The organism is Jujubicoccus corallicola (genome assembly GCF_047345645.1).
In the GTDB taxonomy this organism is placed as follows: domain Bacteria; phylum Pseudomonadota; class Alphaproteobacteria; order Rhodobacterales; family Rhodobacteraceae; genus JBLEFH01.
The window spans coordinates 114,322-140,298 of record NZ_JBLEFH010000009.1; the positions used below are offsets into that span (position 1 = coordinate 114,322).

Genomic DNA, 25,977 nt, shown 5'->3' on the forward strand with positions numbered 1-25,977 from the left:
CGTAGATTGCCCCCATCGAAACACAAGGAGAAACCGATGCTGACCCTCTACCACGCGCCCATGAGCCGCTCGACCAATATCCTCCAACTCGTTGAAGAGATGGGCTTAGAGGTGCAGATCGAGACGGTGTCCATCCCCCGTCAGGACGGCTCCGGCGGGCCGGACCCGAAGAACCCGCATCCCGAAAAGAAAGTGCCGCTGCTGGTCGATGGGGACGAGCAAATCCGCGAGCGCGGCGCGATCATCCTCTATCTCACCGACATGGTGCCGGACAGCCCGCTTGGCCGCCCCATCGGCGACCCAAAACGCGGCGCTTACCTCAAATGGCTGTTTTATTATCAGGGCGTTATGGAGCCGATCCTCACCTCCGTCTTTGGCCAGATCGACCATCCGGCGATGGCCAAAAGCTTCGGCACGGTCGACACCATGGTCAGCACGCTGGAAGACGGACTGAAGGACGGGCCCTATCTTCTGGGCGAGGACTACTCCGCCGCCGACCTGCTCTGCGCCTCGCCCTTCATTTTCTTCCCGGATTTCATGCCGCAGAGCGACGTGATCCGCGCATGGGTCGCCCGCTGCGCGGACCGTCCCGCCCTCACCCGCGTCATGGAACGCGAGCAGGCGGCGATGGCCGGTTAACTCTCAGGCGTCATCAGCTCGACAAATGCGCCGTCCCGAACGGCACGATAAAAACAGCTCCGCCGGTTCGTGTGACAGGCGGGGCCTTTTTGATCGACGATCAGCAAAAGCGTGTCCGCATCGCAGTCGACGCGCATCTCGATCAGCCTCTGCACATGGCCCGAACTCTCCCCCTTGCGCCAGAAACTCTGCCGCGAGCGCGACCAGTAACAGACCTGCCCCGTCTCCAGCGTCTCGCGAATGCTCGCCGCGTTCATCCACGCCATCATCAGCACCTCGCCGCTTTCGGCTTGCGCAATGGCGGGGATCAGCCCGGCCTCGGTGTATTTCAGCGCATCAATGTCGAAACCCATGCCCTTCCCTTTCCCTCTCATGCGCCTTAGGTAAAGCGAAGCACTGCGCGGGAAAAGACCATGAGCCAAGATCAGGACAAAACCGACCTCATGTCGCTCTATTCCGAGCGGATTTTGGCCTTTTCGCAGAACCTGCCCAAGACCGAACCGCTCGCGAACCCGGATCTGACCGCCAGCCGCCGCTCCCCCCTTTGCGGCTCGTCGCTGGAAGTGGCGCTAAAAATCGAGGACGGGGTGATCGCCGATTACAGCCACACCGTGCGCGCCTGCGCCCTCGGCACCGCCTCCGCCGCGATTTTCGCCGCGCAAGTGGTGGGCCGGAGCCGAGACGAGGTGGAGGCGCTCGCACGCGAATTGCGCGCCATGCTGAAAGAGGACGGCCCCGTGCCGACCGCCCCCTTCGCCGATTACGAAGTCCTGCTCCCCGCCCGCGACTACGCCAACCGCCACGCCTCGATCATGCTGGCGCCCGAGGCGGTGCTGGAGGCGTGGGAGGGGTAAGGCGGCACCAAAGGTTGCCTTAATCTTCTTTGGGCAGAATAAATTCCACACGGCGATTTTGCGCGCGGCCCTCGGGGTTGTCGGCACCGTCCACCTCATTCGGGGCAACCGGCTCGGCCTCCCCGCGACCGCTCGCGCTCAATCGCTCCGCGGCCACGTCATTTTCCTGCAAGAACGCCATGACCGACGCCGCGCGCTCTTCGGAGAGGGTCTGATTATACGCGTCCTCACCCTTGGAATCCGTATGGCCGACAACATTGACCGCCGGACCTGGATTCGCCTTCAGCAAGGCCGCGATATCGCTGAGCGTGGTCTGCGCCGTCTCTGACAACTCCGCGCTGTCAAAGGCGAAAAGCACGTCGCTTGTCACCGACAGGATGAAGCTGTCCTCGGTCTCGCGCAGGGCCATCCCGTCGGTTTCATCGGCAACCGCTCGCAGGCTGTCCGGCAAATCCGCGGCCGGCAGCATCAACATGCGTGTATCGTAGACCAGATCTCGCATAAAGGGCGACAGATCCTCGCCCGCGTCTTGCGCCTGCGCCGCAAACGGCATGGCGCAAGCAAGACTGGCGATCATGAAAAGACGCATCGAGAAGCTCATCGCGCCTGCATGGTGAAGGGACCAATGGGTTGCATATTCGGCATGAACAGCATGATCGCCTCACCCGGATCGGGCATCGGGAACACACCGTACCAAACGCCAAGCGACGGGCCTGAACCGCTTGCCACAAGGGATCGCGACGCGATCACATTGTTTCCGTCGTCACGCAGGAGCATGTATTTCGTATCTCCAGCAAGCAGATAGATCTCCTCATAGACATTTCCATTGAGACCCGAATAAATCACCTTCGGCGATACCCGGCTGCCTTCTTGGGTCGGGCGCAGGGTCATTTTGATCGTGACCCGGTCCGTCTCCGGCACCATCCCATCAATTTCGGCCACCACCTCACCGCTCGCATGCTGGCCGGTCGCGATCGGGCCATTATCTTGCGCGACGACCGCCTGTGCAGAAAAGACCAACGGCACCGCAATGGTCAGAAGAGTTCTCAAGCTTTTGGTCATCATGGATCCACCCCGTAAATTAAAGAATTGCACTTTGCACCCTAATCGGTTTGGGCCGGAGATGAAGGGTAAAATTCCGCATCGGGAAGATTTAAATCGAATTGGCAAACTTCCGCGCCATAGCCACAAAAAAACCCCGCCATTTCGGCGGGGCAGTTGGGGTTCTTCAGAGCAAGCAGCCGGAGGCAGTTCGGCAGCATTTGTTGCGGGGCAGAGAGGTGTCCCCGACACGCCTGAACCCGAGGCGTAACCTTTGGCCGTCAGACGAGGCTGGGCAGGAAAAACACACCGAGGATCAGGACGGCCACGGCGCTCATTCCGAACGCATCGGCAATCAGCTCCTTGTTCATCCGTGCCACGTGATGGGCCGTGTGTGCGGTGTTCATCAGATGTTTCATGGCGTTCTCCTTTGATGTTTACCAATTGTTCTCATTAATGACCCGGTCAGTCAAGAACATTATCGGAACATTAAGGGTGAACGCTCAACCCACTGAAAGGAAACGGAAACTCTCATCATGTGAGAACAAGTAAAGAACATAGCGCGCCGCCTCGCCCCGGTCCGAGGTCAGATTCGGGTCCGACTCAAGGAGCGCGCGAGAATCGGATTGGGCCAGCGCCATCAGCGCCGCATCTGCCTCGATATCGGCGATGCGGAAGCGCGGGAGGCCCGATTGCGCGACGCCCAAAAGATCGCCCGCACCGCGCAGTTTGAGATCCGTCTCAGCAATGCGGAACCCGTCCTCGGTCTCTCGCAGCGCCTTCAGCCGCGCCTCTGCCGTCTTGCCCAGGGGCGGCGCATAGAGCAGCAAGCAAGTCGATTTTTCCGAGCCGCGCCCGACCCTTCCGCGCAATTGATGAAGTTGCGCCAGGCCAAAATGCTCGGCGTTTTCGATCACCATGATTGTCGCATTCGGCACATCGACGCCCACTTCGATCACCGTCGTCGCCACCAAAAGCCGCGTGCGCCCGGCCTTGAAATCCGCCATGGCCGTATCCCGCGCCTCCGGCAGCATCTGGCCGTGAACGAGGCCGACCGCCTCCTCGCCGAGCGCCTTGCGGAGCACCCGCGCGCGGTCCTCGACGGATTTGAGGTCCATCACCTCGCTCTCCTCGACGAGCGGGCAGACCCAGTAAATCTGCGCCCCGCCGGAGATCGCCGCCCGGAGCCTCTCTACCACCTGCGCCTCGCGCTCCATCGAAACCAGCACCGTCTCGACCGGCTGGCGGCCCGGCGGCTTTTCGTCCAGCACGCTCACATCCATCTCGCCATATTGGCTGAGCGCGAGCGAGCGCGGGATCGGCGTCGCGGTCATCACCAGCATATCGACCGCCGCGCCCTTCGCGCCCAGATCCATCCGCTGACGCACCCCGAAACGGTGCTGCTCGTCAATCACCGCAAGGCGCAGGTCGTGGAAGCTCACATCGCGCTGGAACAGGGCGTGGGTGCCGAGGATAACCTGTGCCTCACCGCTCGCAATCCGCTCCAGTTTTTCCTGCCGGTCCCGCCCACTATCGCGGCCTGTTAAAGTGACCATCTGAACACCCGCCGCCTCCGCGAGCGGCGCCAGCGCCGCCGCATGTTGCCGCGCGAGGATCTCAGTCGGGGCCATCATCGCGCCCTGTCCGCCCGCCTCAACCGCCGTCAAAAGCGCCAGCATCGCGACCAGCGTTTTGCCCGCGCCGACATCGCCCTGAAGCAGCCGATACATGCGCTGCGGCGCGGCGAGATCGGCGGCAATCTCCTCCACCGCGCGCGTTTGCGCCCCCGTCGGCGCGAAGGGCAACGCCGCGATCACCTTGCCGCGCAAATGCCCATCTCCAACCGTCACCCGCCCGCGCGTCCGCCGCCGATTTTGCCGCGAAATGGCCAGCGCCAATTGATGCGCGAACACCTCGTCATAGGCCAGCCGCCGCCGCGCCGGGTCCTTCGCCTGCAGCGCCACCGTGCTTTTCGGATGATGCGCAGCGGTGAGCGCCGCATCCCAATCCGGCCAGTTTTCCTTGGCTTTGAGCGACGGCGCGATCCATTCCGGCAGCGTCGGCAGCAAGTCCAAAACCCCCTCCGCCGCCTTGCGCATGGTCTTTTGCGTCACTCCTTCCGTCAGCGGATAAACAGGCTCAAACGCAGGAATTTCCCCTTCGTTTTCCGTAATATAATCAGGATGCGCGATCTGCGGACGGCCCTCGAACCACTCCAGTTTCCCCGACACGATCCGCTCCGCGCCCACCGGAAGCTGCCGCTCCACCCAGTCTCCACGCGCATGGAAAAACACGATCTGGAGCCGGTCCGGCCCGACCGCGCAATCAACGCGCCAGGGACGGCTCCGGCTGGCCGGTTTCTGATGGGCCAGCACGATCACGCGGAAGCTCGCCATGCCCGCCGGAGTGTCCGCCAGCCTCTCACGCAAGCGCCGGTCATGCACGCCCGCAGGCAGCGTGAACGCGAGATCGGCGGGTTTGAAAATCGCCAGATTCTCAAGATGTTCCGCCGTTTTGCGCCCAATCCCCGGCAGCGATTCCAGATCGCCGAAGAGGGGGAAAAGCGCTTCGGGCCGTGCCATTCAGCCCTCGATCAGCGCGCGAAAGCCCGCCTCATCGACCGTCTCGATGCCGAGTTCCTGCGCCTTTTTCAGCTTGGAACCGCCGCCCGGCCCGGCGACGACCAAATCGGTTTTCGCGGAGACGGAACCGGATACCTTCGCCCCAAGCGCCTCGGCCCGCGCCTTGGCCTCCGAGCGGGTCATTTCCTCCAATGTTCCCGTGAAAACAAGCGTCTTCCCGGAAATCTTCGAGGAGGTCTGCGGCGCTTCCTCCGGCGTGATCGTCAGGATCTCGCCAAGCTGGTCCATGATCTTGCGCGCCTCCTCAGCCTTGGCAAAATCAATCAGCGCCTCGGCCATCACCGGGCCGACGCCGTCAATCGCCAGCAGTTCCGCCCGCGCCGTCTCGTCCTCCGCCGCAGCATCAAGCGCGCTGCGGAAACTATCCCAGTCACCATAATGCCGCGCGAGCATCTTGCCCGTGACCTCGCCCACATGGCGAATACCGAGGCCGAAAATCAACCGCGCGAACGGGATTTCGCGTTTATCATCAATCGCTTTGAAAAGGTTCTTCGCGGACTGCGCGCCCCAGCCTTCGAGCGCGCGGAGCGGCTGTGCGGTGGCGGGCCCGTGGCGCTCTTCGAGGGTGAAAATCTCCACCGGCGAGGTGATCCAGCCGAGAGCGTAGAAACTTTCCACCTGCTTCGCGCCGAGCCCTTCGATGTCGAATGCGGCGCGGGAGACGAAGTGTTTCAGCTTCTCCACCGCCTGCGCCGGGCAGGAGAGCGCGCCCGTGCAGCGATGGACCGCCTCACCCGGTTCGCGGATCACCGGCGCGCCGCAGATCGGACATTCGGTCGGGAATTCATAGAGTTCCGCGCCGTCCTTATGGGCGATCACGTCCAGAACCTTCGGGATCACATCGCCCGCGCGGTAGATCGTGACCTGATCGCCAACGCGAATATCGCGGCCCTCGCGGATCTGGGCGCCGCGGCTGTCGAGCCCGGCGATATAGTCGGCGTTGTGCAGCGTGGCGTTCGAAACAACGACCCCGCCCACCGTCACCGGCTTGAGGCGCGCCACCGGCGAGAGCGCGCCGGTCCGGCCCACCTGAATGTCGATCGCCTCAATCGTGGTTTCCGCAATCTCCGCCGGGAATTTATGGGCAATCGCCCAGCGGGGCGTCGTCGAGCGCAGGCCCATGCGGTTTTGCAACGCAAGGTCGTCCACCTTGTAGACCACGCCGTCGATATCATAGCCAAGATCAGCACGGCGCGCGGAGATTTCATTATAATAATCAATGATCTCTTGCACGTTCTTGCAGCGCTTCGAGTCACTGTTCACCGGTAGGCCAAAGGCCGCGAAGGCATCGAGACTCGCCGATTGCGTTTCGCCCAGCGGCGCGGAGAGCGCGCCCCAGCTATAGGCGAAAAAGCGCAGCGGGCGTTTTTCGGTGACGCTCGCATCCAACTGGCGCAGCGATCCGGCGGCGGCATTGCGCGGATTGGCGAAGATCTGCCCGCCCTCCGCCTCCTGCCGCGCATTGAGCGCCGCGAAATCGGCGTGAGACATATAGACCTCGCCGCGCACCTCAATCAGATCCGGCGCGTCGCCTTGAAGTTTTGCCGGAATGTCCTTGATCGTGCAGGCATTTTTGGTGACGTCCTCACCCGTCTGCCCATCGCCGCGCGTCGCCGCATAGACCAGCTCGCCCTTTTCATAGCGCAGCGCGAGCGATAGCCCGTCGATCTTCGGCTCCGCCATATAGGCCAGATCCTGATCCGCAGGCAGGCCGAGAAACCGCTTCACGGAGGCGTCGAATTCCGCAATATCCTCATCATCGAAACCATTGGCGAGGGAGAGCATCGGCACCGGATGCTTGATCTTGCCAAATCCGGCGGCAACCGGCGCGCCGACCCGCTCACTCGGGCTATCCGCGCGCTTTAAATGCGGAAATTTTGCCTCAATAGCTGCGTTTTCCCGCTTCAGCGCGTCATATTCCGCATCTGTGAGCGCGGGCGCGGCGTCGCGGTAGTCCGCTTCCGCCTGGCTTAACGTCTCCGCAAGCTGCGTCAGCCGCGCCTTCGCGGCGTCTTCGGACAGCGTTTCGATTTCTTTTTCCATCGGCAAACCTCTCAGCTTGCCCTCTTCATAACCCTCCCCGCGCGCTGGCAAAAGCGGCGTTTTCCCGCCCTGCCATGCGCGCAAAAAGAAACCGGCCCGAAGGCCGGTCTCTTTTGAAACATGGTTTACCGTTTACCCGTTCGCGACATGCGCGACTTCGCGCACCTCATCCGGCACCGGATCGCGCAGCACATAGCCGCGGCCCCAGACTGTATCGATATAGTTGTCGCCGCCCAGAGCGGTAGACAGTTTCTTGCGAAGCTTACAGATAAACACGTCGATGATCTTCAGCTCCGGCTCATCCATCCCGCCATAGAGATGGTTCAGGAACATCTCCTTGGTGAGCGTGGTGCCCTTGCGCAGGCTCAGAAGCTCGAACATCTGGTATTCCTTGCCGGTCAGATGCACGGGCTTGCCGTCCACCTCCACCGTCTTGGCATCCAGATTAACCTTAACGCGGCCCGTCGCGATGATCGACTGCGCATGCCCTTTCGAGCGGCGCACAATCGCATGGATCCGCGCGACCAGTTCTTCCTGGTGGAAAGGTTTGGTCATGTAATCATCGGCCCCGAAGCCAAAACCGCGGATTTTATCCTCGGTTTCTGATTCGCCGGAGAGAATCAGGATCGGTGTCTCGATGCGCCCGCGCCGCAACTGGCGCAGAACATCATAGCCGTGAATGTCTGGTAGATTGAGATCGAGTAAGATCAGATCATAATCGTAAAGCTTTGCAAGATCGATACATTCCTCGCCGAGATCCGTCGCGTAGACGTTAAAATTCGCCCCCGCGAGCATCATTTCGATGCTTCGCGATGTGACGGGGTCGTCCTCGACCAACAAAATGCGCATATTTCCCTCCGGTGACTCTGCCGTATGGCGGTTAACCTTGCGCAATAAGGTTAACGCAAAGTTTAAAAAAAGGACCGGAAGAGGGAAACAACATTATCGGTAATTTTTTATCTTTGTCGTTTTTAGTGCTGCACTTCCATGTTCCGAGGCCAGAGTCATCCATTCTGCCAGCTCATCTGCGGAAAGTGAGTATTTCTCGCAGGCCTCTTCTTCCGTTAACATTCCGCCCTGAACGGCGGCCACGACAATGGCTTTGCGCCCTGCCACCCAGCGGACCGTATCCTCCGGCGGCAGATCGGCACGTGTGATCAGTTCCCCATTGAGCCCGCGCACAGAGACCGGGCCCGCAACTTTACGGACATACATCGTTTTTCACCCATTTGTTTTACCCATGGGCGAGTTAACCCTGTGTCCGTTAAAATCCTTTGAAGCCCCCCCTTTCAGAATACCGACAATTTTCTTATATTGCGCGCTTCAGGAGATCATCATGACCCATCACGCGCGCAATTCTTTGGGCTTTGCGAAGGCCCCGCAAGACACCCGTGTCGTCGTCGCCATGTCCGGCGGTGTCGATAGCTCGGTCGTGGCCGCTATGCTGGCCGAAGAAGGCTATGACGTGGTGGGGGTGACGCTCCAGCTTTACGATCACGGCGCGGCGCTGGCGAAAAAAGGTGCGTGCTGTGCGGGCCGCGACATCCATGATGCGCGCCGGGTAGCCGAGGAAATGGGCTTTCCCCATTACGTTCTCGACTATGAGAGCAAGTTCAAGGAAAGCGTGATTGACGAGTTCGCCGATGCTTATCTCGCGGGCGCGACCCCGGTGCCTTGCATCCGCTGCAATGAGCGGGTGAAGTTCCGCGATCTTCTGGAAACGGCCAAGGATCTCGACGCGGATTGCATGGCGACGGGTCACTATATCCGCCGCGAGATGGTGGACGGCAAGGCGGAGCTCCACAGCGCCGCCGACCCGAACCGCGATCAGAGCTATTTCCTCTTCTCCACCACCCAAGAACAGCTTGATTATCTGCGCTTCCCTTTGGGCGGTCTGCCGAACAAGGACGAGACCCGCAAACTCGCGGCCCGCTACGGCCTCGCGGTGGCGGACAAGCCGGACAGTCAGGACATCTGCTTCGTGCCGAACGGCAATTACGCCTCGGTCATCGAAAAACTGCGGCCCGGTGCGGCGGATCCCGGCGAGATCGTACATCTCGATGGCCGGGTTCTGGGGGAGCATAAAGGCGTCATCCACTACACAATCGGGCAGCGCCGCGGGCTTGGCATCGGCGGCGGCGAGCCGCTCTATGTGGTGAAGCTCGACCCGGACACCCGCCGCGTCATCGTCGGCCCGAAAGAGGCACTGGCGACCCGCCGCATCCCGGTGCGCGAGATCAACTGGCTTGGCGAAGGCCCGTTTAAGGGCGAAATCGAAGCGCTCGTCCGCGTCCGCTCGACCCGCCCGCCTGCGCCCGCGATCATCCGCCCGCTCTCGGACCGCGAGGCCGAGGTCGAACTGCTCACCCCCGAGCAAGGCATCGCGCCGGGTCAGGCTTGCGTCTTCTACAACCCCGACAGCCCGCAGGTTTTGGGCGGCGGCTGGATCTGGAAGGGCTGAGGCCCGGCACGCCGCCGCATCGCGCCGGGTGCACGTGGCTTCCCCTTTCGCTCACGCCGACCCGGCGCCATCGCCATCGCTGCCCGTGAACAACCCGCACCAGTGCCCACCCTAATCACAGCACTGGCACCCCCGGCCCGCCCCTGATAGCGTCCTGCCAAAGTCATTCGCAGGAGAATTTCATGAGTATCGACAAGATCCTCGACCGTATCGACGCTGATCTCGACCCCGCCGTCGAGCGCCTGTTCGAGCTGCTCAAGATCGAGAGTATTTCCACCGACCCCGCCTATAATGACGAGACCCGCAAAGCCGGTCAGTGGCTGGTCGAGGATCTCAAAACCATCGGCTTTGACGTGGAGCTGCGGGACACGCCCGGCCATCCGATGGTCGTCGCCCATGCCGGGGAAGGCGCGCCGCATCTCCTGTTCTACGGCCACTATGACGTGCAGCCGGTCGACCCGCTGGAGCTGTGGAACACCCCGCCTTTCGAGCCGCAAATCGAAGAGACCAAAAACGGCAAGGTCATTCGCGGGCGTGGATCGTCGGACGACAAAGGCCAGCTCATGACCTTCGTCGAGGCCGTCCGCGCGTGGAAGGCCGAGACCGGCGCGTTCCCCTGCAAGATCACGCTCTTTTTCGAGGGCGAAGAGGAAAGCGGCTCGCCCTCTCTCGTGCCTTTCATGGAAGAGAACCGCGAGGAACTCACCGCCGATCTTGCGCTCATTTGCGACACCTCCATGGTCGCGCCCGATGTGCCGTCGATCTCCTCGCAATTGCGCGGGATGCTGAAGGAAGAATTCACCCTCCACGGCCCGCGCATTGACCTCCATTCCGGCCATTACGGCGGCCCCGGCCTCAACCCGCTGCGGGTGATCTCCGAAGTCATCGCCAGTTTCTGGGATGAAAATGGCCGCGTCACCGTCCCGAATTTCTATGACGGCGTGCATGAGATTTCCGATGAAATGCGCCGCCAGTGGGAGAGCATCCCCTTTGACGAAAAGGATTATCTTGGCTCGGTCGGCTATTCGCAGCCCCATGGCGAGCAAGGCTATTCCACGCTGGAACAGCAATGGGCGCGGCCGACGCTGGAGATCAACGGGCTTTGGGGCGGCTATCAGGGCGCGGGCAGCAAAACCGTGATCCCCGCCGAGGCGCATTGCAAAATCACCTGCCGCCTCGTCGGCGATATGGACCCTACAGAGGTGCGCAAAAATCTCCGCGCCCATGTGAAGGCGCAGCTTCCGAAGGATGCGTCGGTCACATGGAACGGCGATCTTGACGGCGCGCCTGCTGCGGTGATGAACACCGACCGGCCCGAATTCGAGAAAGCCCGCGAGGCGCTCTCCGAGGAGTGGCCGAATGAGGCGGTGTTCTCCGGCATGGGCGGCTCGATCCCGATTGCGGGCTATTTCAAAACCATTCTCGATATGGATGCGATGCTTATCGGCTACGCGCTTGATGACGACGCGATCCATTCGCCGAATGAGAAATACAACCTGCGCAGCTTCCACAAAGGCATCCGCTCCTGGGCGCGGATCCTCGACAAGCTGACCACGGGCTGACCATGGCCGAGAAGATCCTCCTTCTGGCGTGCGGCGCGCTGGCACGTGAAGTGCTGGCGCTCAAATCCGCGAATGGATGGGATCATCTCGACCTGCATTGCCTGCCCGCCGACCTGCATCTGCGGCCCGAAAAAATCGCGCCCGCCGTCGAGGCTGAAATCCTCGCGCGGCGGGCGGAGTATGACGATGTGTTCGTCCTCTACGGCGATTGCGGCACGGCGGGCGCACTCGACGCGGTTTGCGCGCGCCTCGGCGTCGCGCGGATCGACGGCCCGCATTGCTATTCCTTCTTCGATGGCAACGAAGCCTTCGCCGCGCGCGATGAAGTCACCAGCTTCTACCTGACCGACTTCCTCGCCCGGCAATTCGAGGCCTTTGTCTGGAAACCCATGGGCTTCGACAAACATCCTGACCTGATTCCGATGATGTTCGGCAATTACGAAAAGCTGGTCTATCTCGCGCAAACCGACGATCCGGCGCTCGATGCCAAGGCGCGCGACGCGGCGGATCGGCTCGGCCTCACCTATGAGCGACGTTTCACCGGATATGGCGATCTCGCCACCGCGATGGCGGCGCTTCAGCCCGCCTGACCGCCCTGACTATGAGCCTGCAATTCGCGGTCAAGCTCCGAGGCAAGCTGGCCAATCTGGTCCAGATCATTGAGATCCTCGCAAATCATCATCACCGCCCGGCGGCCATTTTGCAGCTCTTCCTGAACGGAGAGCAGGCGCACCGTGCCGCCCATGGTCGCTTCGCAGGAGAACCCGAGCGTGCTGATCAAATCCACCGGATCGACCGACGGGCCAACCGTGCCCGTCAGCACCATCTTGTTGGTGCTGAGAAGCCGCGTGCTCATCTCCACCTCATCGGGCGCATTCGGGCTGGCCGCGCAGGCCGCGAGCCCCAGAATCGGGAGGACCATAAACTGTTTCATTGCACACCATCCCCCGGCTCCCAGGCGTCAATACGGTCACTAGCGGTTTCGATTTGGGGAACCTCGGCGCAAATCACCAGCACCCCCAATTCGCCATCCTCGAAAGGCATCCCGGAAATCTCTTCCGGCGTGCCGCCAAGCGTGCCGATGCACAAATCCTCGGCCATGATGAAGCCCGCAAGCTCGCGTGGCACCTCCCGCGCAAACCGCGCTTCGAGCAGCACGACACCGCCGCCCGAGACGTAATAATCGAGACCCATTTTCGCATCTTCGGGCAAAGGATCATCGACGCGGGTTTCGGGGCTGGTCGCGGCGCAGCCCGCAAGCAGCGCGAGCGGCAAGGCAAATCTGAACATGAGATCTCTCCGTCAATTCTCCTGTAATCTTTCAGAGCCTTACGGCGCTGTCACCAGATGCAACGGAGAAAAGCGGGATTTAGTTTCCGACTGCGTCTAATCTGCCAGTGCTTCGCCGCGCGAGAGCTGCCCGATCCGCGCATCGGCCTCGTCATAGGGCAGCGTCTCTGCACAGATCAAACCCAAACCGATATCACCATCCGCGTAATCCCGGAGCAGCGTCTTCTCCGGACGGCCTTTTGATGCCTCGATACACAGCACCTCGCTGAGGAACCCATTGAGTTCATTCACATCCGCGTCGGGCCTCGCCCGCGCGAGAACCAGCAAACGGTTCGGCGTAATCTCGTCGAGCGCCGTTTCAAGATCCACCTCCGGATGGCGCTCGGACACATCGCCAAGCCGCGCGAGAATGGCCGCATCGCTGGTCAGGCCCGGCGGCCGGGCATTCGGCGTCTCGGCAGGGGCGGTGCAGGCGGCAAGGGCGACGAGCGGAAGAAGAAATCGGATCATGGGGCCATCATCGGAATATTTGCGTTTGCATAGGACAGCGGCAACGCATTGTCGCAGACCAGAGCCGCACCATAGCCGCCATCGGGATAGGTCGCAAACATTGCCTGCGCCGGACGGCCCTCCGCCGCTTCCACGCAGACCCGCACGGCCCGCTCGCGATAATACACCGCATCGGCCTCTTCGAGACTCGTCTCCGGCGTTGCGCGCACCAGCACCAGCAAGCGCCCTTCGCTCCGCCCCTCGACCAGCACATCCTCATAATCATACCCACGCGGCACCGCGCGCATCGCGGCCAGCCCGTCCTTCATCACGGTTTCCGACACCGGCCCGCTTGGCGGGATGTTCAGAACCTCAAGAAAGGAATCGCTCTGCTGCTCTGCGGACATCTCCGACGACGACGCGCAGGCGCTCAAGACGGCAAGGGCCGCACTGAGTGCTAAAATCTGTTTCATATCTCACCCATTCCATTGACGCGTGATCCACCAAGCGTCGCAGATGAGAATGCATCAAATTTTAACCAATGTCATCCGGGAGTGACATTTTTTTGATTTTAGAGTAAAAACTTGCCGATTTTGGTTACTTAAGGCGCACAGCCGTCCCATAGACCAGCACATCGACCTCGCCCTTCGCGCCGGAACTGCTTTCGAAGCGCATCGCGATGACGGCATTCGCGCCAAGCGCGCGGGCCTCATCGCGCAGCCGGTCCAGCGCCTGTTCACGCGCGCCAGCAACCATAGCCGTATACTCCGAAATCTCGCCGCCAAAAACGCTGCGGACTGACGCCACGATATCCGCACCGACATGGCGTGCGCGCACCGTGGTGCCGCGCACGAGGCCAAGCGCCTCGTCAACCTCGCGGCCCGGCACGATGTCGCTCGTCACCACGAGAATATCATTTTTCGATGTCGTCATATTTGCGGTCCTCTTCATTCGTCAGACGTTCGGCAATCACTTTCCCGATAATGTAAGCAATGGGAAAAAGAACGATTAAAATCAATATCAAAGCCAATGGCGAGACGCTCCCAATGCCGATGATCAGCCCGAAAAACCAGACGCCGCCGATCAGCGCCGCGTAAACAGCCACGAGAACAAAGGCGAGTGTCGAGATATTCACCACGTCAGGCGCTGGCTTGGTTATGCCGCCGCGCGATCAGCTCTTTCGCCGTCTCCACCGCGACCGCGGCGTCCTTGCAATAGGCATCCGCGCCGATGGCTTTGCCGAACTCTTCGTTGAGCGGCGCGCCCCCGACCATGACGATGAAATCATCGCGCTCGCCGCGCGCTTTCAACTCGTCGATGACGTTTTTCATGTAGGGCATCGTGGTCGTCAGCAGCGCCGACATGCCGAGGATATCCGCCTCTTCCTCATGCAGCGCGTTGATATAGCTCTCGGCTTCGGTGTTGATCCCCAGATCCCGCACCTCGAAGCCCGCGCCTTCCATCATCATCGTTACGAGATTTTTGCCGATGTCGTGAATGTCGCCCTTCACCGTGCCGATGACCATCTTGCCCAGCTTCGGCGCGCCGGTCTCGGTCAGGAGCGGCTTCAGCACCGCCATCCCCGCTTTCATCGCATTGGCGGCAAGCAGCACCTCGGGGACAAACAGAATCCCGTCGCGGAAATCATCGCCCACGACCTTCATCCCCAGCACCAGCGATTTAGTGAGGATGTCATAGGGCATCCAGCCGCGCTCCAGCAGGATATTCACCCCTTCGACAATCTCGTCTTTGAGACCGTCATAAAGGTCGTCCATCATCTGCTCGCACAGCTCTTCATCATTGAGCTCGGAGAGAATGAGGTCGTCGTCGTCTGCCATGGGTCCAGCCTTTGGGTTCAATCAGGGCGCTTCATACTGCATTTGCGGGCGCTTGACCAGCGGCAGAGCGCCGCCAAGGCGCGGGCTTGGGACTGGTAAATGTTCTCTTAGTGTTCTAGTCTCGGTTTATGCTTCCACCACGCAATCCCGATGAGCGCCTGAAAGCCCGCGGCGCGGACACCCGCCCGCCGGGCCGCTTCGAAAAGGAGCGGCGGGAGCGCGAATCGGATGGCTGGGATATTCCCGAGGAAGAGCGGCTGCTGCGCACCGAAATCACCACCGAGGAGCCGCGCAGCATCATCGCTCGCAACACCTCCCCGGATGTGCCCTTCGACCGCTCGATCAACCCGTATCGCGGCTGCGAACATGGCTGCATCTATTGCTTCGCCCGGCCCAGCCATTCCTATATCGGCCTCTCGCCGGGCCTTGATTTTGAAACCAAACTCACCGCCAAACCGAATGCGGCAGCAGTGCTGGAGCGGCAACTGGCGCGCCCGTCCTACAAGGTTGCCCCGATCGCGCTTGGCACCAACACGGACCCCTATCAGCCCGCCGAAGCGAAATTCGAGATCATGCCGAAACTCCTGCGCGTGCTGTCGGACTGGAACCACCCCGTCACCCTCGTCACCCGCGGGCGGCTGGTCCTGCGCGATGTGGATCTCTGGGGCGAACTCGCGGCGAAAAACATGGCCCTCGCCGGGGTCTCCCTCACCACGCTCAACGCCAAACTCGCCCGCCAGATGGAGCCCCGCGCGCCGACGCCGCAAACGCGGCTCAAGATGATTGAGGGGCTGACGAAAGCCGGGGTGCCGGTCCGCGTGATGGTCGCGCCGATCATTCCGGTGCTGAACGAGCCGGAACTGGAATCGATCCTGGAAGCCGCCCGCGAAGCCGGGGCCAGCAGCGCCAGCATGATCCCGGTCCGCCTGCCCTATGAGGTCGCGCCGCTCTTCCGCGACTGGCTGGAGCGCCACCACCCCGGCAAGGCCGCACACATCATGAACCGCATCCGCGCCATGCGCGGCGGGCGCGACAACGATCCGCGCTATGGCAGCCGGATGCGCGGTGAGGGAAAGGAAATCGAGCTTCTCCACCAACGCTTCCGCCTCGCCAAACGGCGCTTCCACCTCGATGCGAGAAACCCGCCGCTAGATTGCAGCCGCTTCGGGCAGCCGCCAAAGGCCGGAGATCAACTCTCGTTTTTCTGAAACGCAAGGGCGCGGAAAATCCACATGAGCGAGACCGCCAGGGATCGAGCGATTGTGGAGTTTCCGGGGCCGGTTATCCGCGCCGGCGGCTGCGGCGCTGCCGCTTGGGCGCATCCGCCGGATCGCCCGTGCCATCGCTGTCCGACGAGAACCCGCCAAGCGCCGCCGCAATTTCCTCAAGGCTCGGCGCATCGCCTTTCGGCGTGCTGTCGAGTGCCGCGCGCATGGCCCGCAAATGCTCGGGCATGGTGCCGCAGCACCCGCCAATCACCGCCGCGCCCGCATCCCGCGCCATCACCGCATATTGCGCCATCACCTCGGGGGTGCCGTCATAATGAATGTGGCCCTCGACATATTTCGGGATCCCCGCATTGCCTTTCGAGACAATCGGGCGCTGCGCCGTCGGCGCCATCCCCAGAACCGTGCGCAGAATATCCGAGGCCCCCACCCCGCAATTCGCGCCAAAGGCCACCGGCTTGTGGCCAAGGCTCTCGACCAGATCCACCATGCCTTCGGAGGTCACGCCCATCATGGTGCGCCCCGCCGTGTCGAAACTCATCGTCCCGACCCATTCCGCACCGACATTGCCAATCGCCTCAGCCGCCGCGCGATATTCCTCAGGGGCGGAGATCGTCTCGACCCAAAGCACATCCGCGCCGCCCGCGATCAGCCCGCGCGCCTGCTCCTCGAACATCTCGACGCCCTCTTCGTGGGAGAGCGTCCCCACGGGCTGGAAAATATCCCCGGTCGGCCCCATGGACCCGGCAACGATCACCTTGCGATCCGCCTTGTCCGCCACCTCGCGGCCCAGCTCGGCGGCGATTTTGTTGAGCTCAAACACCCGGTCCTGCGCATTATGCAGCTTGAGGCGGCTTGCATTCCCGCCAAAGGAATTCGTTAGAAAGAGATCCGACCCCGCATCCACCGCGCCCTGATACAGCTTGCGGATATTGTCCGGCTTATCGACATTCCACAGCTCCGGCGCATCCCCGGCGGTCAGGCCCATATTGAACAGGTTCGTCCCCGTCGCCCCATCGGTCAGCAGAAAGCCGCGCTCGGCCAGAAGATCGCTGAAAAGTCCCATTTTAACCCTCATTCTCTGCGGCATAGGCTTGCAGCCGCGCCACCATTGCCTTCAGCCCGTTCGAGCGCTGCGCCGACAGCGCCTCATCGAGCGAGAGGCGTTTCAATTCCGCCGGCGCATCCACCGCCGCCGCCGCCGCTGGCGGCAACCCTGCATAAAGCGCATGCAGCACCGCGATCAGCCCCTCCACGATCATCGCATCGGACTCGCCCATGAACTGCAGCTTGCCGTCCTCGATGCGCGGCACCAGCCACACCTGACTGGCACAGCCCTCCACCTTGGTCGCATCGACCTTCAGCGCATCATCGAGCGGCGGGAAGTCCTTCCCCATCTCAATGACATAACGGTAGCGATCTTCCCAATCGTCGAGAAATTCAAAATTGGCAACAATGTCTTCGAATGCGGCGGTGGCCATGGGCTCTCCTTCTTCGCCGCGGACAATAGGCATCATCGCCCCCGGCAACAAGAGCGAGCTGGGGTGGTGTGGGTGCGAGGGTCCTCCGAGCTTTTGCGAGAACGCGGGTGGTATCGAGTTGTAAAGATCGGCGGGTGAGCATCCTCCCATGAGAGGCTGCCCCTGTCATACAGTGAACGTCCGGTTTGAGACATTCATTGACGAACGCTGCACTTTGTGCAAAGGGCTGCCTTGTAGAGCACGTTGTAATTAGAAGGGAATTTCGTCTTCGTCGTCGCTTTCAGTAGACACACCTGAATTTTCAGTATGTTCAACGATGAATCGAGCGCGCTCGTATAACTCATCAAAGGTGATAATTTCTGGTTGGCGCAGGTTTCGGCGGAAACCCTCGAAAGCCTGATAACGCGATGCGTTCACACCCTTCTCGGTTTTAAACTGACCAAGACTGCCAATTACGAGGAATGATCTAGGCTGAACCGCCAACAATTCCTCTCCCGTCGGGTTGCCTTGGTCGTCGGAAAGGCGATGGTAAGTGTCTAGTTCTTTGGTCGCGGCACGCAACGTCTCTTGGCACTGAGCCACCGCGCCACTGAGTTCCGCAGAAGGTGCCCACGTGCCACGGCGGTACTCGTTATCTTTCAAAAGGCCGGTGTCGCTTTTCTTGATCTCAACTAAGCACAGGGCGCTGATAGCTGCGCGGGTCTTCATGATGCCATCTGGAACCTTTCCCGGCGCAACCAAACTGGATCCACGGATCGTTTGTTGAAGTTTTCGTCCATCCAACCCTGTAGTGAAAACGTAGCTAAGGCCGTAGCCAAAAATCCACTGATTGCGCTCAAAGAACTCTTGCCAACTGCCTTCTGAGACATCCTTAGCTGTGTCGAGCATTTCGTAGAAAGCTTTCAGTTCTTTGCGGCGGTATGCCAGCGCCACGACATCCTCGTTAGTGATCTGGCTGCGTGCAAATTCGGCAACGAGATCAGGACGGTCTTTAAGCAGTTTGCGCGCCTCAGCGTCCGGCATGTGGACTAAGCGCAAATCGGCCTCATTGACATTGAGTTTGGCAGGTCCATGAATTTCCAAGCGCTGGATATTGTTTAGAAACTCTAACAACCTATAAATTTGCTCACCATATAACACGACCTGATCACCCATTGGATTACCAGTTTTGGTACTCCATCGCTGAATGTGGAGATGGGTTATTCTCCTTCCATCTTCGATGAACCGGGCCTTTATCTGCTGGATACCCTTATCGGTTTCATGAAGAACGAATTCATCACCATCCCTGACGAGCTCTTTCAACGGCCCTTCCTCCAACCTTTTCCAGCCGTGCCGGTAAACGGTTTCTTTGCCAGCGTAGCTGAAACTCTTCGAAATATAGAGCCTGTCTGGAACCCGGTTTTTGGCATATTCAAATTCCTCAAAATCAACTTCTGGCATAAACGGTTCCGGAAAACTTGTTCGTTACAAATTATACAATCTCAGCGGGCAACGTTGCAAGAACGGGGCAAATGCAACGACTAGATCGCTGCATCGGTGAGCGGTCTGATCTTGTTTGTTTGAAGCAGACCTCCAGTTTGTGGGAATGGACGGCAACTTGGTCCCGCATTGCGCAAGTTCCAGCGTCAGCACCGAATGATCGACCCAGCCGTCTGCCCCCCGAACGATCTGGGCTTTTCATAGACCGCGCGCGAGGCTATCCAAGGGGCAAACAGAGATAGGTGCGTTATGAAATCCGCGGTTCTTGCTCTTTCCGTCCTGGCGCTGGTCGCTGGTTGCGGCCAACTTCAGCGGCTCGACCGGTATATTGTGGGCGACCGCAATGCCGAGCGGGTCGAGGAAGATCCGACGGAACTCGCCATGCAGGTCAGCACCGCCGCCGCCGAGCGCACCCCCTCGGGCGTCATCATCCGCGCCGAAGCGATCCTGCCGAGCGCTGGCTATTATGACGCGCAGCTGCGCCCGGTCTCGCCCGAAACGCTGGCGGACGGCATCCTGCGCCTCGAATTCCGCGCCCTGCCGCCCGAAGAGCCGCGCCCCGGCCCGACACCGCGCTCGCGCACCATCGCCGTCGCCGTCTTCCTCGACGCGCAAGACCTCGCAGGGATCAGCCAAATTCAGGTGCTGGGCCAGCAGCAGAGCCAAGCCGTCGGGATTCGGTAACGGCGCGGGCGGATGCGCCGCCCTCTTCACAAAATCTTCACGGGCCGGAGGGAAACCCTTTCCGGCCCCTTTTCGTAGCGTCTTACGCACGGCTGCCCGCGTGTCATTGCCCAAACCCGTGCGGGCCTCTAAGTTGCGCGCAAACAGGAGAGATTTCATGATCCGCACCACCCTCGCCGCGCTTCTCGCCAGTGCCGCTTTGGCCCATGCCCAGCCGATCGACTGGGAGGCAACGGTCGCCGCCGCAGAGGGCCAGACCGTGCAGTTTCACGCCTGGGCGGGGTCCGAGGGGATCAATGCCTATATCGACTGGGTGGCCGAGCAGGTCGCGCCCATGGGTGTCACGCTTGAGCATGTGAAAATCTCCGACACGGCCGACACGGTGAGCCGGGTTCTGGCCGAGAAAACGGCGGGGCAGGATGAGAATGGCGCGGTGGATCTCATCTGGATCAATGGCGCGAATTTTGCGGCGATGAAGGAAAACGGCCTGCTCTTCGGGCCATGGGCGGAGGATTTGCCACATTTCGATCTCGTCGATGTTGAAGGCAAGCCCACGACCGTGAATGATTTTGGGGTGGATGTGGAGGGCTATGAGGCCCCGTGGGACATGGCGCAGCTTGTCTTTGAGCATGACAGCGAGAGCCTGCCGGAACCGCCCATGAGCATCGCCGCGCTGGCCGATTGGGCGGCGGGCAATCCGGGCCGCTTCACCTATCCGCAGCCGCCGGATTATCTGGGCGAGACGTTCCTGAAACAGGTGCTTCTGTCGCTGACGGACAGCCCGGAGATGTTTCTGGAACCCGCCACGGATGAAACCTATGAAGCCGCCACCGCGCCGCTTTGGGACTATCTCGACGCGCTGCATCCGAACCTCTGGCGCAGCGCCCGCGCCTTTCCGGAGAATGAAACGGCGCTCCGCCAACTCCTCGCGGATGGCGAGATCGAGATTGGCTTCGCCTATAATCCCGGCGGCGCGTCGGCGGCGATTGCGGAAGGGATTTTGCCCGAGACCGTGCGGACATTCGTGATGGAGGGCGGCACCCTCGCCAACACCAATTTCGTCGCCATCCCCTATAACTCGCCCGACAAGGAAGCGGCGATGGTCGTGGCCAATTTCCTGCTCTCGCCCGAGGCGCAGGCGCGCAAGCAGGAGGGCGATCTTTGGGGCGGCAACACGGTGCTGGACGTCGCGGCGCTCCCTGACGATCAGCGCGCGCTTTTCGATGTGGAGCGCGGCCCGGCGACCCTCTCGCCTGAAGACCTCGGCGCTTCCCTGCCCGAGCCGCATGTGAGCTGGTCCGAACGCATTTCGGAGGAGTGGCAGCGCCGCTACGGCCAGTAAATGCGCGGCCCGCTCGCCCTTGCGCCCTGGCTGATGCTGGCGGTGATCGCCCTGCCGGTTCTGGCGGGGCTGGCGGGCACATTGCTCCCGGCCTTTGGCTATCTGCCCGCGCTTGGTGGCACGGCCCTCAGCCTTGAGCCCTTCGCCATGCTGCTCGGCAAGCCGGGGATGGTAGAGGCGATTTTCCTCAGTATCTGGACCGGCCTCGCGGCGACGGTCATTTCCCTCGCCCTCACCTTTGCCTTCATCGCGGGGTGGAGCGAGAGCAAGACCTTCCAACGCCTGCGCGCGCTCCTGTCCCCCCTCCTGTCGATCCCCCACGCGGCGGCGGCGCTTGGCATCGCGGTGCTGCTCGCGCCCTCCGGCCCGCTCTTTCGCCTGATCGCGCCCGTCTTTGGCTGGGACGCGCCGCCGGATTTGCTGACGACGCGAGACCCCTACGGCCTCGCCCTGATCTTCGGGCTGGTCGTCAAAGAGGTGCCGTTCCTCTTCCTGATGAGCCTCGCCGCCCTGCCCCAGACCATGCCGCGCCGGAAAATGCGCATCGCGCGGGCGGCGGGTTATGGCGAGATCGCGGGCTTCACCTTCGCCGTGCTGCCCGCGCTTTACCGCCAGATCCGCCTGCCCGTTTTTGCCGTCCTCGCCTTCTCCGTCTCCGTAGTGGATGTGGCGATGATCCTCGGCCCGAACCTGCCCGCGACCCTCGCCATCTGCGTGCTGGACCTGATGCGCGACCCCGATCTCGACGCCCGCTTCATGGCGGCGGCGGGCGCGGCGCTGCTGATGGGGCTGACGCTGCTTTTGATCCTGCTCTGGCTCGCGGGCGAACGTGTGACCGCGCGCCTCATGCGCCCGCTCGCCGCCTCTGGCCGCCGCTTCCCGCGCGACCGCGCGGCGCGTCTGCTTGCGATGATCCTGATGCTCGCCAGCACCGCCGCGATCTTTCTGGGCCTTGCCCTGCTCGCCCTTTGGTCCGTCGCCGGTCCGTGGCGCTGGCCGGACATCCTGCCCGCCAACCTCACCTTGCGCGGCTGGATGCGCGTGATGCCGGACCTGATGCCCGTCCTCGCCGAAACCGTGTTGATCGCGGGGCTCTCGGCGGGCGCGGCGCTGATCCTCGTTCTTCTGTCCCTCGAAGCGCTGCGCCGCGGCGCGCGCCTGCCGCGCCTGCACGGGCTGATGTTCCTGCCGCTGATCGTCCCGCAACTCGCCTTCCTCTTCGGCCTGCAAACGAGCTTCATCCGCTTCGGCCTCGACGGAACGACCCTCGCGGTCGCCTTTGCCCATCTCATTTTCGTGCTGCCCTATGTCTGGCTCTCGCTCTCCGGCCCCTGGGCGGCCTATGACCGGCGGATCGACAAAGTCGGCGCGGCGCTCGGCGCCTCCCCTTGGCGGATTTTCTGGCGCTTGCGCCTGCCGATTCTCCTGCGCCCGATCCTGATCGCCTTCGCCATCGGCCTCGCCGTCTCCATCGGGCAATACCTTCCGACGCTCCTGATCGGGGCCGGACGCATCGAAACCCTGACCACACAGGCGGTTGCGCTCAGCGCAGGCGGCAATCGGCAAGTTATTGGCGTTTGGGCATTATGGCAGACACTCTTACCCTTTTTGGGGTTTGCGCTCGCCGCCGCCCTCCCGTATCTGATGGAGAATTCAAGGAATAAGGGTTGACACTTTGATTGGCGGCGTGGGTGAAGAGATTGCAGGGGGGTTGCACCTCGATCATATCGATCTCGCGCAACGTGGCGGTGACAGTCTGGTCCGCCTCAACCTCGCGATCGCGCCCGGCGAGATTCTGAGCATCATGGGGCCAAGCGGCTCCGGCAAATCGACCCTGCTGAATTTCCTCATCGGCAATATGCCGGATGACTTCATCGCCCGCGGGCGGGTGCTGCTTTTCGGGCGCGACATTACGAATCTCGAAACCAAACAGCGCCGGATCGGCATTCTCTTTCAGGATGATGTGCTGTTCCCACACCTCTCGGTCGCGGGCAATCTCGGCTTTGGCCTGCCCGCCGATCTGCGCGGCGCCGAGCGGCGGCGGGTGATTGGCGAGGCGCTTTACAATGCGGGCCTCGAAGGCTTCGAGCATCGCGACCCGGAGAGCCTGTCGGGCGGGCAGCGCGCGCGGGTCGCCCTGATGCGCACGCTGCTCTCGCAGCCGCAAGCGCTCCTGCTCGATGAACCCTTTTCAAAACTCGATACCGATCTGCGCGAACATATGCGCCATTTTGTCTTTCAAAAGGCGCAGGAGCAGGGTCTGCCGGTGTTGATGGTGACGCATGATATGGACGACGCGCTGTCGGCGCGCGGGCGGATCTTGACCCCGCTCGGGAAGGAGTTGGGCTGATGCAGATTATTCGTGACAGAGCCGCATTAACCGCATTTTGCGACGAGGCTGCAAAACATCCCTATCTGACGGTGGACACGGAGTTTCTGCGCGAACGGACCTATTTCGCGCAGCTCTGCCTCGTGCAGATCGCCATGCCCGGCGAGGATGACGAGACCGCCGCGATTGTCGATCCGCTGGCGGACGGCATCTCGCTGGAGCCGCTGTTCGACCTCTTCCGCAACCCCGATGTGGTGAAGGTCTTCCACGCCGCGCGGCAGGATCTCGAAATTTTCTGGCATGATGCGGGCTTCATCCCGACGCCGTTTTTCGACACACAGGTCGCGGCGATGGTCTGCGGTTTTGGCGATCAGGTGGGTTATGAACGGCTCGTCAAGGCGCTGGTCCCGAATGTCACCATCGACAAATCCTCGCGCTTCACCGACTGGTCGCGCCGTCCGCTCTCGGACGCGCAGAAGAAATACGCGCTGGCCGATGTGACCCATCTGCGCGGCGTTTACGAGAAACTGCTGGCGCGGCTGGAGAAAACCGGGCGCACGGCGTGGGTGGAGGAGGAACTCGCCTTTCTCACCGATCCCGACACCTATCGCGCCGATCCGACCGCCGCTTGGGAGCGCATCAAGATCCGCTCCGGTTCGAGCCGCTTCCTCGCGACCGTGCGGGCGCTTGCGACTTTCCGTGAGCAATTTGCGCAGGATCGCAACATCCCGCGCGGCCGGGTCTTCAAGGATGATGCACTTCTAGAAATCGCCTCCGCCCGCCCCAAAACCGTTGAGGACCTTGGCAAATCGCGCCTCCTGCTGCGTGACGCCCGCAAAGGGGTGATCGCCGAAGGGATCCTCCGCGCGGTCGCCGCCGCCGATGCCATTCCGAAAGCCGAGTTGCCCAATCCGCCAACGCCCCGGCACAAGCCGCAAGGGGCGGAAGCGCTCTCCGAACTGCTACGGGTCCTGCTCAAGGCCCGCGCGGATGCCGAGGATGTGGCGCAGAAACTCATCGCGTCGAGCGCCGATCTTGATGCGATTGCGGCGGGCGATGATGATGTGGCTGCGCTCAAGGGCTGGCGGCGCGATGTGTTCGGCGCCGATGCGCTGCGGCTCCGGGCCGGAGAAATTGCCCTCTCCGCCAAGGGCAGCCGCGTCGAGGTCGTCGCCCTCTAATCCATCTGGCGGCGCGCCGCCCTTCCGTGATAGATCTGCCCCATGTCCAAGATCCCAAGTCCCTGTATCAGCGTTTGTAAATTCCGGCGCGAAGGCCATTGCATCGGCTGCTCCATGACCAAGGCGCAGAAATCGATGTTCAAGAGCCTGAAAAAGAAGAAATTCCAGATCGCCTTTGTGGAAATGCTCGCGGCGCAGCAGGCGCATATGGGCAAATATCACGCCTGGCCGGAGGTTTACGCCCGCAAATGCGCCAAGAAGGGCGTAAAGAACCCGGCTGAAAACGTCTAAAAAAACCCGCCATCGAGGCGGGTTTTTCGTCTGTCGCTGGCGCGGCGCTTAGTCGAGATGCGCCGAGAGGAGCCAGGCGAATTTCTCATGGTCACGGCCCCGGCCGATGCAGAGGTCTTCGGTCAGCAGATCGTCGTTTTCTGCGGCAATTGCGGCGGCTGCGGTGAGGGTCGAAGCCAGCGTGCGCTCGGCTTCGGCCATCTTGCGGATCATGTCCTGCGCATCGCCTTTGCCGTCATCCTCGTCGATCTTGGACTGCTTGACCATGACCGAGAGTTTGCCTTCCGCATGGCCGCCAAGAGCGCGCACACGCTCCGCGAGATCGTCCTGCGCAACGAAATGATCTTCGTAGATGGTCTGGAACAGCGCATGCAGCGGGCCGAAGGCCATGCCGGTCACATTCCAGTGGAAATTCTGTGCGAGCATCGTTGCGACAACGGTCTCGGCTTTGGCTTGCTCAAGCGCTTCGCAGATCGCTTTGGTGGCGTCGGGGGCAAGGGTTTCTGCAGTCTGAGTCATAATCGTCTCCTTTGAATGGTTCTAATGTAGCCCATTGCCCGGAGCGGTTCAACCAGTTTAGAGCGATTCTATTTCGCGCGCCAAACCCCGGACCAAAAACCCAACTCCGCTGCGCTGTGCGCGCGGCACGCGGCGGCACAGAAGGAACGCCATGCTGGCCTCATCCCCCTGTGTGATACGATCAATCATGCGGATCAGCCACGCTTCGTCGAAGCTGACGCCCTCGGTGCCCGGAGCGTGGAGAATCGGTGCGCGGCCCAGCACATCGCGGAGCGTGCGCAGCAGCGTGTCGGCATAGCGGCGCGCGGCGACCTCCCCTTCCATCGACAGCACCGCACAGGCGCTCATCAGATCGAGGCGCGGCGCGGCGCGGCAGGTCACCATCAGGAAGCGGAGTTTGTTCAAAACGCTGACGAGATCCTTCGGACAAGGATCCACCTCGCGGGCGGTGTCGAGCGTGTCAAAGGCAAGCGCGTGAGTCGTCATGCGCGTAAGATAACCGCCAAAGTTGAGTTTAACAATAAGGTTATTGAGATGCGTGTTTTCACGTGTCTTTTCATGCGCTTACTGCGGGATCGCGCTCACG

Annotated in this window: 32 protein-coding genes; 12 read left to right on the forward strand and 20 right to left on the reverse strand. The window is 61.7% G+C overall.

The window, feature by feature from the left end; translation table 11 throughout:
* The first annotated feature begins 36 nt into the window (after positions 1 to 36).
* On the forward strand, positions 37 to 639 hold the full coding sequence (locus tag ACMA5I_RS13715; RefSeq protein WP_525886842.1) for a glutathione S-transferase C-terminal domain-containing protein: 603 nt from the start codon (positions 37 to 39) through the stop codon (positions 637 to 639).
* On the opposite strand, the gene hisI is transcribed toward ACMA5I_RS13715, so the two are convergent.
* Positions 636 to 992 carry a phosphoribosyl-AMP cyclohydrolase gene (gene hisI, locus ACMA5I_RS13720; protein WP_525886843.1) on the reverse strand — a complete coding sequence of 119 codons (357 nt, stop codon included), beginning with the start codon at positions 990 to 992 and terminating at the stop codon, positions 636 to 638. The genes ACMA5I_RS13715 and hisI overlap by 4 nt on opposite strands.
* 60 nt (positions 993 to 1,052) lie before the next feature.
* Here hisI and ACMA5I_RS13725 point away from each other — a divergent pair, with 60 nt between their 5' ends.
* Positions 1,053 to 1,493 (forward strand): iron-sulfur cluster assembly scaffold protein, encoded by a 441-nt coding sequence (locus tag ACMA5I_RS13725; protein WP_525886844.1) that lies wholly within the window; start codon positions 1,053 to 1,055, stop codon positions 1,491 to 1,493.
* Positions 1,494 to 1,512: 19 nt separating this feature from the next.
* On the opposite strand, the gene ACMA5I_RS13730 is transcribed toward ACMA5I_RS13725, so the two are convergent.
* The 7 genes from ACMA5I_RS13730 to sciP form a co-directional block, all read right to left on the reverse strand.
* A complete protein-coding gene (locus ACMA5I_RS13730) occupies positions 1,513 to 2,094 on the reverse strand; it encodes an OmpA family protein (protein ID WP_525886845.1) in 582 nt (193 codons plus the stop codon).
* A complete protein-coding gene (locus tag ACMA5I_RS13735; RefSeq protein ID WP_525886846.1) occupies positions 2,091 to 2,555 on the reverse strand; it encodes a hypothetical protein in 465 nt (154 codons plus the stop codon). The genes ACMA5I_RS13730 and ACMA5I_RS13735 overlap by 4 nt, the downstream gene beginning before the upstream one ends.
* 260 nt (positions 2,556 to 2,815) lie before the next feature.
* Positions 2,816 to 2,953, reverse strand: a complete 138-nt coding sequence (locus tag ACMA5I_RS13740) for a hypothetical protein (protein ID WP_525886847.1) — start codon at positions 2,951 to 2,953, stop codon at positions 2,816 to 2,818.
* An 84-nt stretch (positions 2,954 to 3,037) separates the two neighbouring features.
* Positions 3,038 to 5,116: an ATP-dependent DNA helicase RecG gene (recG, locus tag ACMA5I_RS13745; RefSeq protein WP_525886848.1), complete on the reverse strand. Its 2,079-nt coding sequence runs from the start codon at positions 5,114 to 5,116 to the stop codon at positions 3,038 to 3,040.
* Positions 5,117 to 7,219, reverse strand: coding sequence for an NAD-dependent DNA ligase LigA (ligA, locus tag ACMA5I_RS13750; protein ID WP_525886849.1), 2,103 nt, complete (start codon positions 7,217 to 7,219; stop codon positions 5,117 to 5,119).
* A 132-nt stretch (positions 7,220 to 7,351) separates the two neighbouring features.
* A complete protein-coding gene (gene ctrA, locus ACMA5I_RS13755; RefSeq protein ID WP_525886850.1) occupies positions 7,352 to 8,068 on the reverse strand; it encodes a response regulator transcription factor CtrA in 717 nt (238 codons plus the stop codon).
* 93 nt (positions 8,069 to 8,161) lie between these two features.
* On the reverse strand, positions 8,162 to 8,434 hold the full coding sequence (sciP, locus tag ACMA5I_RS13760) for a CtrA inhibitor SciP (RefSeq protein ID WP_525886851.1): 273 nt from the start codon (positions 8,432 to 8,434) through the stop codon (positions 8,162 to 8,164).
* Between the two features lie 121 nt (positions 8,435 to 8,555).
* Here sciP and mnmA point away from each other — a divergent pair, with 121 nt between their 5' ends.
* From mnmA to ACMA5I_RS13775, 3 genes are all read left to right on the forward strand, one after another.
* The gene (gene mnmA, locus ACMA5I_RS13765) at positions 8,556 to 9,680 is read left to right on the forward strand and encodes a tRNA 2-thiouridine(34) synthase MnmA (protein WP_525886852.1); all 1,125 of its coding nucleotides are present in this window, start codon (positions 8,556 to 8,558) and stop codon (positions 9,678 to 9,680) included.
* A 182-nt stretch (positions 9,681 to 9,862) separates the two neighbouring features.
* Entirely contained in the window at positions 9,863 to 11,242 is a 1,380-nt protein-coding gene (locus tag ACMA5I_RS13770; protein WP_525886853.1) for a dipeptidase, read from the forward strand.
* Between the two features lie 2 nt (positions 11,243 to 11,244).
* Positions 11,245 to 11,832, forward strand: a complete 588-nt coding sequence (locus ACMA5I_RS13775; protein WP_525886854.1) for a DUF1638 domain-containing protein — start codon at positions 11,245 to 11,247, stop codon at positions 11,830 to 11,832.
* Here ACMA5I_RS13775 and ACMA5I_RS13780 read toward each other — a convergent pair.
* From ACMA5I_RS13780 to ACMA5I_RS13810, 7 genes are all read right to left on the reverse strand, one after another.
* The gene (locus ACMA5I_RS13780; protein ID WP_525886855.1) at positions 11,820 to 12,176 is read right to left on the reverse strand and encodes a hypothetical protein; all 357 of its coding nucleotides are present in this window, start codon (positions 12,174 to 12,176) and stop codon (positions 11,820 to 11,822) included. The genes ACMA5I_RS13775 and ACMA5I_RS13780 overlap by 13 nt on opposite strands.
* Complete coding sequence (locus tag ACMA5I_RS13785; RefSeq protein WP_525886856.1) at positions 12,173 to 12,532, reverse strand: hypothetical protein; 360 nt, start codon at positions 12,530 to 12,532, stop codon at positions 12,173 to 12,175. The genes ACMA5I_RS13780 and ACMA5I_RS13785 overlap by 4 nt, the downstream gene beginning before the upstream one ends.
* 96 nt (positions 12,533 to 12,628) lie before the next feature.
* The gene (locus tag ACMA5I_RS13790; RefSeq protein WP_525886857.1) at positions 12,629 to 13,042 is read right to left on the reverse strand and encodes a hypothetical protein; all 414 of its coding nucleotides are present in this window, start codon (positions 13,040 to 13,042) and stop codon (positions 12,629 to 12,631) included.
* On the reverse strand, positions 13,039 to 13,494 hold the full coding sequence (locus ACMA5I_RS13795) for a hypothetical protein (protein ID WP_525886858.1): 456 nt from the start codon (positions 13,492 to 13,494) through the stop codon (positions 13,039 to 13,041). The genes ACMA5I_RS13790 and ACMA5I_RS13795 overlap by 4 nt, the downstream gene beginning before the upstream one ends.
* A 124-nt stretch (positions 13,495 to 13,618) precedes the next feature.
* Positions 13,619 to 13,954 (reverse strand): YbjQ family protein, encoded by a 336-nt coding sequence (locus tag ACMA5I_RS13800; protein WP_525886859.1) that lies wholly within the window; start codon positions 13,952 to 13,954, stop codon positions 13,619 to 13,621.
* The gene (locus ACMA5I_RS13805; protein ID WP_525886860.1) at positions 13,935 to 14,156 is read right to left on the reverse strand and encodes a hypothetical protein; all 222 of its coding nucleotides are present in this window, start codon (positions 14,154 to 14,156) and stop codon (positions 13,935 to 13,937) included. The genes ACMA5I_RS13800 and ACMA5I_RS13805 overlap by 20 nt, the downstream gene beginning before the upstream one ends.
* A 4-nt stretch (positions 14,157 to 14,160) precedes the next feature.
* A complete protein-coding gene (locus ACMA5I_RS13810; RefSeq protein ID WP_525886861.1) occupies positions 14,161 to 14,859 on the reverse strand; it encodes a cobalamin B12-binding domain-containing protein in 699 nt (232 codons plus the stop codon).
* 128 nt (positions 14,860 to 14,987) lie between these two features.
* Here ACMA5I_RS13810 and ACMA5I_RS13815 point away from each other — a divergent pair, with 128 nt between their 5' ends.
* Positions 14,988 to 16,067: a PA0069 family radical SAM protein gene (locus ACMA5I_RS13815; protein WP_525886862.1), complete on the forward strand. Its 1,080-nt coding sequence runs from the start codon at positions 14,988 to 14,990 to the stop codon at positions 16,065 to 16,067.
* A gap of 73 nt (positions 16,068 to 16,140) precedes the next feature.
* Here the strand turns inward: ACMA5I_RS13815 and bmt are convergent, their stop codons facing one another.
* From bmt to ACMA5I_RS13830, 3 genes are all read right to left on the reverse strand, one after another.
* Positions 16,141 to 17,151: a betaine--homocysteine S-methyltransferase gene (gene bmt, locus ACMA5I_RS13820; protein WP_525886863.1), complete on the reverse strand. Its 1,011-nt coding sequence runs from the start codon at positions 17,149 to 17,151 to the stop codon at positions 16,141 to 16,143.
* A 1-nt stretch (position 17,152) separates the two neighbouring features.
* The gene (locus ACMA5I_RS13825) at positions 17,153 to 17,566 is read right to left on the reverse strand and encodes a SufE family protein (protein ID WP_525886864.1); all 414 of its coding nucleotides are present in this window, start codon (positions 17,564 to 17,566) and stop codon (positions 17,153 to 17,155) included.
* Between the two features lie 249 nt (positions 17,567 to 17,815).
* Positions 17,816 to 19,006: a Shedu anti-phage system protein SduA domain-containing protein gene (locus ACMA5I_RS13830; RefSeq protein ID WP_525886865.1), complete on the reverse strand. Its 1,191-nt coding sequence runs from the start codon at positions 19,004 to 19,006 to the stop codon at positions 17,816 to 17,818.
* A gap of 288 nt (positions 19,007 to 19,294) precedes the next feature.
* Between ACMA5I_RS13830 and ACMA5I_RS13835 the strand changes: the two genes are divergently transcribed.
* The 6 genes from ACMA5I_RS13835 (at position 19,295) to ACMA5I_RS13860 (ending at position 24,872) form a co-directional block, all read left to right on the forward strand.
* Positions 19,295 to 19,729 (forward strand): hypothetical protein, encoded by a 435-nt coding sequence (locus tag ACMA5I_RS13835; protein ID WP_525886866.1) that lies wholly within the window; start codon positions 19,295 to 19,297, stop codon positions 19,727 to 19,729.
* A gap of 157 nt (positions 19,730 to 19,886) precedes the next feature.
* Complete coding sequence (locus ACMA5I_RS13840; RefSeq protein WP_525886867.1) at positions 19,887 to 21,071, forward strand: ABC transporter substrate-binding protein; 1,185 nt, start codon at positions 19,887 to 19,889, stop codon at positions 21,069 to 21,071.
* Positions 21,072 to 22,742: an ABC transporter permease gene (locus ACMA5I_RS13845; RefSeq protein WP_525886868.1), complete on the forward strand. Its 1,671-nt coding sequence runs from the start codon at positions 21,072 to 21,074 to the stop codon at positions 22,740 to 22,742.
* 16 nt (positions 22,743 to 22,758) lie between these two features.
* Complete coding sequence (locus ACMA5I_RS13850; RefSeq protein ID WP_525886869.1) at positions 22,759 to 23,421, forward strand: ABC transporter ATP-binding protein; 663 nt, start codon at positions 22,759 to 22,761, stop codon at positions 23,419 to 23,421.
* Positions 23,421 to 24,581, forward strand: coding sequence for a ribonuclease D (gene rnd, locus ACMA5I_RS13855; protein ID WP_525886870.1), 1,161 nt, complete (start codon positions 23,421 to 23,423; stop codon positions 24,579 to 24,581). The genes ACMA5I_RS13850 and rnd overlap by 1 nt, the downstream gene beginning before the upstream one ends.
* Before the next feature lie 42 nt (positions 24,582 to 24,623).
* Entirely contained in the window at positions 24,624 to 24,872 is a 249-nt protein-coding gene (locus ACMA5I_RS13860) for a DUF1289 domain-containing protein (protein ID WP_525886871.1), read from the forward strand.
* Between the two features lie 48 nt (positions 24,873 to 24,920).
* On the opposite strand, the gene ACMA5I_RS13865 is transcribed toward ACMA5I_RS13860, so the two are convergent.
* Together ACMA5I_RS13865 and ACMA5I_RS13870 are read right to left on the reverse strand one after the other, a co-directional pair.
* Positions 24,921 to 25,391, reverse strand: coding sequence for a Dps family protein (locus ACMA5I_RS13865; RefSeq protein ID WP_525886872.1), 471 nt, complete (start codon positions 25,389 to 25,391; stop codon positions 24,921 to 24,923).
* Positions 25,392 to 25,448: 57 nt separating this feature from the next.
* Positions 25,449 to 25,877 carry a hypothetical protein gene (locus tag ACMA5I_RS13870; RefSeq protein ID WP_525886873.1) on the reverse strand — a complete coding sequence of 143 codons (429 nt, stop codon included), beginning with the start codon at positions 25,875 to 25,877 and terminating at the stop codon, positions 25,449 to 25,451.
* Between the last annotated feature and the right edge of the window lie 100 nt (positions 25,878 to 25,977).

Coding starts and splice junctions, on each gene's coding strand:
- ACMA5I_RS13715 (WP_525886842.1), top strand. CDS start 37: ATGCTGACCCTCTACCACGCGCCCATGAGCCGCTCGACCAATATCCTC.
- hisI (WP_525886843.1), bottom strand. CDS start 992: ATGGGTTTCGACATTGATGCGCTGAAATACACCGAGGCCGGGCTGATC.
- ACMA5I_RS13725 (WP_525886844.1), top strand. CDS start 1,053: ATGAGCCAAGATCAGGACAAAACCGACCTCATGTCGCTCTATTCCGAG.
- ACMA5I_RS13730 (WP_525886845.1), bottom strand. CDS start 2,094: ATGAGCTTCTCGATGCGTCTTTTCATGATCGCCAGTCTTGCTTGCGCC.
- ACMA5I_RS13735 (WP_525886846.1), bottom strand. CDS start 2,555: ATGACCAAAAGCTTGAGAACTCTTCTGACCATTGCGGTGCCGTTGGTC.
- ACMA5I_RS13740 (WP_525886847.1), bottom strand. CDS start 2,953: ATGAAACATCTGATGAACACCGCACACACGGCCCATCACGTGGCACGG.
- recG (WP_525886848.1), bottom strand. CDS start 5,116: ATGGCACGGCCCGAAGCGCTTTTCCCCCTCTTCGGCGATCTGGAATCG.
- ligA (WP_525886849.1), bottom strand. CDS start 7,219: ATGGAAAAAGAAATCGAAACGCTGTCCGAAGACGCCGCGAAGGCGCGG.
- ctrA (WP_525886850.1), bottom strand. CDS start 8,068: ATGCGCATTTTGTTGGTCGAGGACGACCCCGTCACATCGCGAAGCATC.
- sciP (WP_525886851.1), bottom strand. CDS start 8,434: ATGTATGTCCGTAAAGTTGCGGGCCCGGTCTCTGTGCGCGGGCTCAAT.
- mnmA (WP_525886852.1), top strand. CDS start 8,556: ATGACCCATCACGCGCGCAATTCTTTGGGCTTTGCGAAGGCCCCGCAA.
- ACMA5I_RS13770 (WP_525886853.1), top strand. CDS start 9,863: ATGAGTATCGACAAGATCCTCGACCGTATCGACGCTGATCTCGACCCC.
- ACMA5I_RS13775 (WP_525886854.1), top strand. CDS start 11,245: ATGGCCGAGAAGATCCTCCTTCTGGCGTGCGGCGCGCTGGCACGTGAA.
- ACMA5I_RS13780 (WP_525886855.1), bottom strand. CDS start 12,176: ATGAAACAGTTTATGGTCCTCCCGATTCTGGGGCTCGCGGCCTGCGCG.
- ACMA5I_RS13785 (WP_525886856.1), bottom strand. CDS start 12,532: ATGTTCAGATTTGCCTTGCCGCTCGCGCTGCTTGCGGGCTGCGCCGCG.
- ACMA5I_RS13790 (WP_525886857.1), bottom strand. CDS start 13,042: ATGATCCGATTTCTTCTTCCGCTCGTCGCCCTTGCCGCCTGCACCGCC.
- ACMA5I_RS13795 (WP_525886858.1), bottom strand. CDS start 13,494: ATGAAACAGATTTTAGCACTCAGTGCGGCCCTTGCCGTCTTGAGCGCC.
- ACMA5I_RS13800 (WP_525886859.1), bottom strand. CDS start 13,954: ATGACGACATCGAAAAATGATATTCTCGTGGTGACGAGCGACATCGTG.
- ACMA5I_RS13810 (WP_525886861.1), bottom strand. CDS start 14,859: ATGGCAGACGACGACGACCTCATTCTCTCCGAGCTCAATGATGAAGAG.
- ACMA5I_RS13815 (WP_525886862.1), top strand. CDS start 14,988: ATGCTTCCACCACGCAATCCCGATGAGCGCCTGAAAGCCCGCGGCGCG.
- bmt (WP_525886863.1), bottom strand. CDS start 17,151: ATGGGACTTTTCAGCGATCTTCTGGCCGAGCGCGGCTTTCTGCTGACC.
- ACMA5I_RS13825 (WP_525886864.1), bottom strand. CDS start 17,566: ATGGCCACCGCCGCATTCGAAGACATTGTTGCCAATTTTGAATTTCTC.
- ACMA5I_RS13830 (WP_525886865.1), bottom strand. CDS start 19,006: ATGCCAGAAGTTGATTTTGAGGAATTTGAATATGCCAAAAACCGGGTT.
- ACMA5I_RS13835 (WP_525886866.1), top strand. CDS start 19,295: ATGAAATCCGCGGTTCTTGCTCTTTCCGTCCTGGCGCTGGTCGCTGGT.
- ACMA5I_RS13840 (WP_525886867.1), top strand. CDS start 19,887: ATGATCCGCACCACCCTCGCCGCGCTTCTCGCCAGTGCCGCTTTGGCC.
- ACMA5I_RS13845 (WP_525886868.1), top strand. CDS start 21,072: ATGCGCGGCCCGCTCGCCCTTGCGCCCTGGCTGATGCTGGCGGTGATC.
- rnd (WP_525886870.1), top strand. CDS start 23,421: ATGCAGATTATTCGTGACAGAGCCGCATTAACCGCATTTTGCGACGAG.
- ACMA5I_RS13860 (WP_525886871.1), top strand. CDS start 24,624: ATGTCCAAGATCCCAAGTCCCTGTATCAGCGTTTGTAAATTCCGGCGC.
- ACMA5I_RS13865 (WP_525886872.1), bottom strand. CDS start 25,391: ATGACTCAGACTGCAGAAACCCTTGCCCCCGACGCCACCAAAGCGATC.
- ACMA5I_RS13870 (WP_525886873.1), bottom strand. CDS start 25,877: ATGACGACTCACGCGCTTGCCTTTGACACGCTCGACACCGCCCGCGAG.